Below are 7,640 nucleotides of genomic sequence, written 5' to 3' on the forward strand. Positions count from 1 at the left end.
CCGGGCGGCCGAGTACCGCGCCGTCCTCGACGCGGCCGCGGCCGCCGCCGAGCTGCCCGGGGCCGAGCGCGCCCCGGTGGTGCGGCGGCTGCGCGCCGAACTCCAGCGCATCAACCGCCGCGACTACTTCCCGCCGCCCGAACGCGAGCGGGCCCGCCGCGCCGTCGCCGACCTGCACGGCACCACCGCGTCCGAGGCGGTGGACGCGTGAAGTGGGCGACCCGGGCGAACCTCCACATCGACCGGGCCGCGTGCATCTGGCTGATCCGCCGCGCCGTCGACCCCGCCGCCGAGTTCGTGTTCGTCGCCGACCCCGCCGAGGTGCCCGCCGACGCGACCGCCTTCGACATGCGCGGCGTCGACCTGGGCCACCAGGGCGGCGACTGCTCCTTCGAGACCATCCTGCGCCGGTACGACCTCACCGACCCGGTGCTGTGGCGCATCGCCGCCACGGTCCATGAGGCCGACCTCGACGACGAGCGCTTCGACGTCCCCGAAGCCCACGGCATCGACCTCGCCCTCCGCGCCCTGTCGATGGTCTGCGACGACGAGCAGACCGTCGCCCACACCCGGCCGCTGTTCGACGGCCTCTACGAGTACTACCGCCGCGCGACCCTCCTCGGCCGCGAACCCGCCTGAACAGCAAAGGAAGCCCCACCCGATGAGCGCCCAGCCCGACGTCCGCGGCGACGTGGTCCCGTTCCGGACCGTCCTGAAAGCGTGGTTCCTGATCTCGCTCCAGACCTTCGGCGGCCCGGCCGGCCAGATCGCGGTCATGCAGCGCACCCTCGTCGACGAGCGCCGCTGGATCGGCCAGCAGCGGTTCATCCACGCCCTCAACTACTGCATGCTCCTGCCCGGACCCGAAGCCCAGCAGCTGGCCATCTACGTCGGCTGGCTCCTCAACGGCGTCAGGGGCGGCCTCGCCGCCGGGATCCTGTTCGTCATCCCCGGCATGATCGCCCTCCTCGTCCTCTCGATCGTCTACGTCGCCTTCGGCGACACCACGGTCGTCACCGCCCTCTTCGCCGGCCTCGCCCCCGCCGTGCTCGCGATCGTCGCCCAGGCCGTGCACCGCGTCGGCCGACGCGCCCTCTCCCACCCGCTCCTCGTCGCGCTCGCCGTCGCCGCCTTCCTCGCCTTGGCGCTCTTCGGGATCGCGTTCCCGATCGTCATCGCCGCCGCGGCCCTCGCGGGCTGGGCGATCGGCCATTGGAAGCCGGGCCTGCTCGCGAACGGCGGCCACGGCAAGACCGACGACGGCCCGGCCCCGCTCATCGCCGACGACGCCCTCCACCACGACGCCCCCAGCGCCAAGCGCGCGATCCGCATCATCGCCGTCGGCCTGATCCTCTGGGCCGCACCGGTGATCGCCGTGGCACTGTGGACCGGCACCGGCTCGGTGCTCACCGCGCAGGGCCTGTTCTTCTCCGGCACGGCTGTGGTCACCTTCGGCGGCGCGTACGCCGTCCTCGCCTACGTCGCCCAGCGGGCCGTCGAGCACTACGCGTGGCTCTCGGCGACCGACATGGTCAAGGGCCTGGCACTGGCCGAGACCACCCCGGGGCCCCTGATCATGGTCGTCCAGTTCGTGGCCTTCCTCGGCGCCTACCACCACCCCGGCGACCTGAACCCCTGGGCCGCAGGCGTCCTCGGCGCACTCCTGACCACGTGGGTGACGTTCGTGCCCTGCTTCCTGTTCATCTTCCTCGGCGCCCCCTACATCGAACGCCTCCGCAGCAACCGAAAGCTCTCGGCCGCCCTCACCGGCATCACCGCGGCCGTGGTCGGCGTCATCGCCAACCTCGCCCTCTACTTCGCCGTCAACACCCTCTTCGCCCGCACCGACCCCGTGGACGCGGGCCCGCTCCGGTTCGCACTGCCCGACCTCGCCTCCGTCCGCCCGGTCGCCGTCGCCATCACCGTGGTCGCGCTGATCCTGGTGTTCGCCCTGCGCTGGCCGGTCCTGCGCGTGCTCGGCGTCTGCGCAGGCCTCGGACTGATCGCGGGCCTGACCGGGCTGCCCGTCGCCTGAGCACCCCGCGGCGTCCGCCCGGCCTTCGCTGTTGCCACCCTGCGGTATCTGCAATCTTCGCGAAAGTGTCGAAAGGGGTATAATAAAGGGTTCGCTGATACTCCCTCACCATTGGCAAGGAGCCGGTCATGGACGCCGAGGACCGACCGCACCACGAGCATCGGCACGACCACCCGCACCACGGCTGGCTCGGCCGGGCGAAGCACGCCTTGACGCCGCACTCGCACGACAGCGCCGACAAGGTCGACACCGCGATGGAGGCGAGCCGGGACGGGCTCCGGGCGCTGTGGATCTCCCTCGCGGTCCTCGGCGCGACCGCACTCGCCCAGGCCGTCGTGGTGGCGTTCACCGGATCGGTCGCGCTGCTGGGCGACACCCTGCACAACGTCGCCGACGCGCTGACCGCGATCCCCCTCGGCATCGCGTTCCTCCTCGGCCGCCGCGCTGCCACGCGCCGCTACACCTACGGGTACGGGCGCGCCGAAGACCTCGCCGGGATCGTCATCGTCCTCTTCATCGCCGCCTCGGCCGCCGCCGCGGGCATCGCCGCGATCGACCGGCTCCGCCACCCGGCCGACGTCGACCACCTCTGGGCCGTGGCCGCCGCCGGGCTGATCGGCTTCGTCGGCAACGAACTGGTCGCCCGCTACCGCATCCGCACGGGCCGGCGCATCGGCTCGGCCGCTCTGGTCGCCGACGGCCTGCACGCCCGCACCGACGGGTTCACCTCTCTCGCCGTGCTCTTGGGCGCGGGCGGCCTCGCCCTCGGCCGGAACTGGGCCGACCCGGTCATCGGCCTGGCGATCACCGCGATGATCCTGCTGGTGCTCAAGGACGCCGCGACGCAGATCTGGCGGCGGCTGATGGACGCGGTCGACCCCGCCACGGTCGACCGGGCCGAGACCGCCCTGGCGGCGACGCCGGGCGTCACCGCGGTCGGGGCGCTGCGCCTGCGCTGGATCGGCCACCGGCTCCACGCCGAGACCGACATCGCCGTCGACGCCCGCCTGACCGTCGCCGAGGCCCACGCCATCGCGGTCGACGCCGAGCACCGCCTCATCCACGCCGTCCCCCGACTCACCCGCGCCACCATCCACACCGACCCCGCCGGCGTGCCCGACGCCCACCGGACCCTCGCCGGCCACGCCGCGCTTCGGTGATGATCCCTAGTGGAGGATCGTGGTCGCGCCGTACCAGACGTTGCCGTGGTCGAGTTCGACGACCTTGACGACGGTGCGGGAGTTCGGGGCGTGGACGATCAGGCCGTTGCCGATGTACATGCCCATGTGCGAGAGGTCGTTGTAGAACACCAGGTCGCCCGGTTGCAGCTCTTCGCGGCTGATGTTCGCCGTCGAGTTGTACTGGGCGGCGGCGTTGTGGGGCAGGTCGATGCCGATCTGGGCGTAGGCGCGGAGGATGAGCCCCGAGCAGTCGTAGGTGTCCGGTCCGGCGGTGCCCCACACGTACTGCTTGCCGACCTGGTCGAGCGCGAAGGAGACGACGGCGTACTCGTCGTCGTTCATGTACGGCAGGTCGTAGTCGGTGATCGCGTCGCCCGCGGCGGCCTGCCACTCCTCTTCGAGATCGGCCATGCGCGCGTTGAGCTCCTCCTGCTGCTGGTCGAGTTCGGCCTCCTGCTCGTCGAGGTCGGTCTGGAGGTCGGCGAGGAGGTCGAGCTGGACCGTGTACTCCTCGGAGGCGGTCTTCAGCTCGTCGAGGAGGGCGAAGTTGTAGAGGTTCGCGGAGTTGAGCCGGTCGAGGCGTTCGACGAACGCGTCGGGGGAGCCCGAGTCGAGCAGCAGCGCGGTGTCGCCGATGCCCTGGTCCACATAGGTCGCGGTGAGGTAGTCGGCGAGCTGGGTGCGCAGGGAGTTCAGGTCCGCTTCGGCCGCTTCGAGGTCCTCCTGGGTCTGCGCGACCATGTCGCGGTTGTCCTGCGCCTCCTGCGCCAGCTGGTTGTACGCCTCGACGGCGGCGGTGAGGTCCTCGTCGGTCTGTTCGATCTCGTCGTTGATCTCGTCGGTGTCCCGCTGGGCCCAGGCGGGCGCTGAGCCCGCCGCGGAGACGAGGAGGCCGGCGATCGCGGCGGCGGAGGTCCATTTGCGATGGACGGGCGGCGGCTTCATGAGCAGGGTGCTCCTTCGGAGATGCCTGGGTGCGGCGCGGGAACGGTGGGCGTCGCGGCAGTCATCAAACCCGCGGCGCCCACCGTCGTCTTGCGGCGGCGGTCGACCACCCCCACAAACTACTATCTCCGATAGTAGTAGTTTGCGAGCGGGGTTCTCATTGCCGGTAGAGCGAGCGCAGACTCGCCGAGAGGACCTCGGGGGCCTGCTTGGCGGCGAGGCGGCCGGCGGTGATCTCGTCGGCGGCGGCGTGGACGAGGCTGTACAGGGCCGTGATCAGCCACGACAGCGGCAGGTCGGTGCGGAACGCGCCTTCGTCCTGGCCGCGGGTGATGAGCTCCTCGATGCGCCGCAGGATCGGGTCGTGGCGCTGTCGCAGCCACTGCGGTGAGACGTCGCCGATGATGTTGTCGCGCAGGTTCCGGTTGCGCTCCATGAGGTGCCACTGCTCGCGCAGGACCCGGTCGAGCGCCGCGTCGGCCGGCCCGGACGTGTCGACCGCCCGCCAGGCCGCCTCGGTCTCCTCGAACGCCCGGTCCATGAGGGCCTTGGCGAGCTCGGTCCGGGAGGGGAAGTGGCCGTAGAGGGTCACGCGCCCGACGCCGGCGGCTTCGGCGACCTCGGCGACGCTCACGCCTGGCCGCGAGCTGTAGAGCCGCAGGCCCGCGTCGAGGATGTTGTCGATGTTGCGCTGGGCGTCGGCACGGCGCTGCCCGCTGGGCCGCCGTGCCGACGCGCTGGTCTTGCCGTCGGCCATGCCTAAAAGATAGCTAGTGGCCGTGGGGGCCGCCGCCGGTCTCGACCTTCCCGGCCGGGACGAGCACCAGCGCGATGAGCGCGGCGACGCCGGAGGCGACGGCGCAGACGAGGAACGCGTCGGTGAATCCTGTGAGCTGGGGCACGCTCGCGCCGATGCTCGCGGCCGCCACCGTCGACATCACCGCCACGCCCACGGACCCGCCGAGTTCGTGGAAGGTGGTCACCATCCCCGACGCCACTCCGGCCTCCTGCGGACCGACGCGGGAGAGCGCGGTGGCGTTGGCGGTGATGAAGAGCGTGCCGAGTGCGAACGCGCCCAAGGCGAGCCCGGCGACGACGGCGACGGTGCGACTGCCGTCCTCCAGCATCGCCAGCCATCCCGACGCGGCCGCGGCGAGGACCATCCCGGCCACCGCGATCGGCTTGGGACCGAGCCTGCCGATGAGGTTCGCGGCCAGCTGCGCCCCGATCGTGGTGGCGACCGCGACGGGCAGGAACAGCAGGCCGGTGCGCAGCGCGGAGTACTCGGCGAAGTCCTGGAGGTACAGCGAGCCCAGGAAGAAGAACGAGATCAGCAGCGCGGTCGCCATGAGCATCAGGAACGCGCCCGTGACGACGGTGCGGCGGGCCAGCAGCGCCACGCGCATGAGCGGTGCGGCCGTCCGGCGCTCGACCAGGGCGAAGACCGCGTAGAGCACGACCGCGGCGGCCAGCGCGCCGAGCGTCGTCGCCGAGCCCCAGCCGTCGTCGCCCGCCCGGACCAGGCCGAAGATGAGCGAGGCGGTGGCGGCGGTGACGAGCAGCGCGCCGGGTACGTCGACGCGTTCCCGTTGGGCGCCAGCGGGGTCGGCGGGGAGCACGGTCGGCAGGACCGCCAGGATCAAGGCGCCGATGGGGACGTTGATGTAGAAGATCCACTGCCAGCCGGGTCCGGCGGTGAGCACGCCGCCGATGAGGACGCCGAGGGCCGCGCCGCCCCCGGCGATCGCCGACAGCAGGCCCAGTGCGCGGTTGCGTTCGGCGCCATGGAAGGCGGTGGTGACGGTGGAGAGGATCGCGGGCGCCATGAGGGCCGCGCCGAGTCCCTGCGCGAGCCGCCCGCCGAGCAGGACCGGGCCGGTCTGCGCCAGCCCGGCCGCCAGTGAGGCGGCCGTGAACAGCGCGAGCCCGGTCAGCAGCATGCGGCGGCGTCCGAAGAGGTCGGCGAGGCGGCCGCCGAGCAGCATGAGGCCGCCGAAGACCAGGGTGTAGCCGGTGACGATCCAGGTCAGCGCCTCGCGGTCGAGGCGGAGCTCGGCGCCGATCGTCGGCAGCGCGATGTTGACGACGGTGATGTCGATGATGAGCATCGCCTGTGCGGTGCACAGCAGCGCGAGGACGAGCCACCGCCGCGGCAGCGGCGGCGCGGGGGCCTCGGTGTGGTCGGGGTGGCGGATCGCGGACACGATCACTCCTTAACTCGAACATTGATGTACGAGTTTCAGGCTAGCGCGGATTCCGCAGAACTCAAACATCGATGTTCAAGTTGTCGGCGGTCGGGGCGGCGTCGCCCGGCCCCGCCCTTGCGCGGTCTCCCCGGCGAGGTCGTCGAACGGTAGGGTGCAGGCGGAGAAGGAGGACGCCGATGCGCAGGCTGGGCGAGCTGGAGGCCGCGGTCATGGACGTGCTGTGGGCCGCGTCGGGGCCGCTCACGGTGCGCGAAGTGCTCGGATCGCTTGCCCGCGAACCCGAGCCGGCCTACACGACCGTCATGACGGTCCTCGACAACCTCCACCGCAAGGACAACGTCACCCGCGAGCGCGTCGGCCGCGCCTGGGCGTACCGGCCCGCGCAGACGCGCGAGGAGTTCGACGCCGAGGCCATGGCCGCCGTCCTCGAATCCGCCTCCGACCGCGGCGCGACCCTGCTGCGCTTCATCGACAAGATCAGCCCTGAAGAGCTGGCCCGCCTGCGCGAACTCATGGACGCCGCCGAGGAGTCCCGATGACCGCGGCGCTGGTACTGCTCGGGTACGCCGGACTGCTGGGCCTGCTCGGCCCCCGCCTGGTCGAACGGGCCCGATGGACGGTCGCGTCGCCGAAGCTGGCGATCGCCACCTGGTTCGCCCTCGCCGCCTCCTTCGTCCTCAGCCTGATGCTCGCCGGAGCGGCGATCATGTCGCCGACGGAGGTCCTCACCGGCGCCGTCCTCGACTGCCTCGCCTCCATGCGCGAACACCACGGAGCGATCGGCGGCACCGTGATCGCGGTGCTCGCCGCGGCGCTGACCTGGGCGGTCCCGCTCCGTCTGGCGCACGCCTCGATCGCGGTGGCCCGCACGGCCGCCGCGGAGCGCTCGCGGCTGCGACGGGACCTCCGCAGTGCGCGCAGGGACCGCGGCCTCGGTGCGGTCGTGGTCGCGAGCCCGCGTCCCGCCGCCTACTGCATTCCCGGCAGGGGCGGCCTGATCGCCGTCACCTCCGGTGCGCTGCAACTGCTCGACCGTCCCCAGCTCGACGCCGTGATGGCGCACGAACGCGCCCACCTCGCCGGGCGCCACCACCTGCTGGTCGCCTTGGCGCAGGCCGGCAACCGGGCCTTCGGCTGGGTGCCGCTCTTCGCGCCGCTGCCCGAGCGCATCGGCCACCTCGTCGAGCTCGCCGCCGACGACGCCGCCGTCCGCCGCGCCAGCCGCCGCACCCTCGCGCGCAGCCTGCTCGACGTCGCGGCCGCGCAGACCCC

Annotated in this window: 8 protein-coding genes and 1 pseudogene; 6 read left to right on the forward strand and 3 right to left on the reverse strand. The window is 72.3% G+C overall.

Translation table 11 applies throughout. The features are described 5' to 3' along the window. The 4 genes and pseudogenes from DI269_RS27795 to DI269_RS14760 form a co-directional block, all read left to right on the forward strand. A pseudogene (locus DI269_RS27795) lies at positions 1 to 211 on the forward strand (Chromate resistance protein ChrB); the annotation flags it as partial. Beyond that, positions 208 to 639, forward strand: coding sequence for a chromate resistance protein ChrB domain-containing protein (locus tag DI269_RS14750; RefSeq protein WP_112137092.1), 432 nt, complete (start codon positions 208 to 210; stop codon positions 637 to 639). The pseudogene DI269_RS27795 and the gene DI269_RS14750, both read left to right, overlap by 4 nt. Positions 640 to 661: 22 nt before the next feature. After that, on the forward strand, positions 662 to 2,035 hold the full coding sequence (gene chrA, locus DI269_RS14755) for a chromate efflux transporter (RefSeq protein WP_112137093.1): 1,374 nt from the start codon (positions 662 to 664) through the stop codon (positions 2,033 to 2,035). Between the two features lie 128 nt (positions 2,036 to 2,163). Further along, entirely contained in the window at positions 2,164 to 3,195 is a 1,032-nt protein-coding gene (locus DI269_RS14760) for a cation diffusion facilitator family transporter (RefSeq protein ID WP_112137095.1), read from the forward strand. 6 nt (positions 3,196 to 3,201) lie between these two features. Here the strand turns inward: DI269_RS14760 and DI269_RS14765 are convergent, their stop codons facing one another. From DI269_RS14765 to DI269_RS14775, 3 genes are all read right to left on the reverse strand, one after another. Further along, positions 3,202 to 4,161: a C40 family peptidase gene (locus DI269_RS14765; RefSeq protein ID WP_112137097.1), complete on the reverse strand. Its 960-nt coding sequence runs from the start codon at positions 4,159 to 4,161 to the stop codon at positions 3,202 to 3,204. A 157-nt stretch (positions 4,162 to 4,318) separates the two neighbouring features. Continuing rightward, the gene (locus DI269_RS14770; RefSeq protein WP_112137099.1) at positions 4,319 to 4,918 is read right to left on the reverse strand and encodes a TetR/AcrR family transcriptional regulator; all 600 of its coding nucleotides are present in this window, start codon (positions 4,916 to 4,918) and stop codon (positions 4,319 to 4,321) included. Positions 4,919 to 4,931: 13 nt separating this feature from the next. After that, positions 4,932 to 6,365 (reverse strand): MFS transporter, encoded by a 1,434-nt coding sequence (locus DI269_RS14775; RefSeq protein ID WP_232822755.1) that lies wholly within the window; start codon positions 6,363 to 6,365, stop codon positions 4,932 to 4,934. Positions 6,366 to 6,544: 179 nt separating this feature from the next. Between DI269_RS14775 and DI269_RS14780 the strand changes: the two genes are divergently transcribed. Further along, entirely contained in the window at positions 6,545 to 6,907 is a 363-nt protein-coding gene (locus DI269_RS14780) for a BlaI/MecI/CopY family transcriptional regulator (protein WP_112137101.1), read from the forward strand. Further along, positions 6,904 to 7,640 (forward strand): M56 family metallopeptidase (locus tag DI269_RS14785; RefSeq protein ID WP_112137108.1); only part of this gene is annotated, 737 nt, incomplete at its 3' end. The genes DI269_RS14780 and DI269_RS14785, both read left to right, overlap by 4 nt.

Origin of the sequence: Glycomyces dulcitolivorans, assembly GCF_003265355.1 — a bacterium.
Taxonomy (GTDB): domain Bacteria; phylum Actinomycetota; class Actinomycetes; order Mycobacteriales; family Micromonosporaceae; genus Glycomyces; species Glycomyces dulcitolivorans.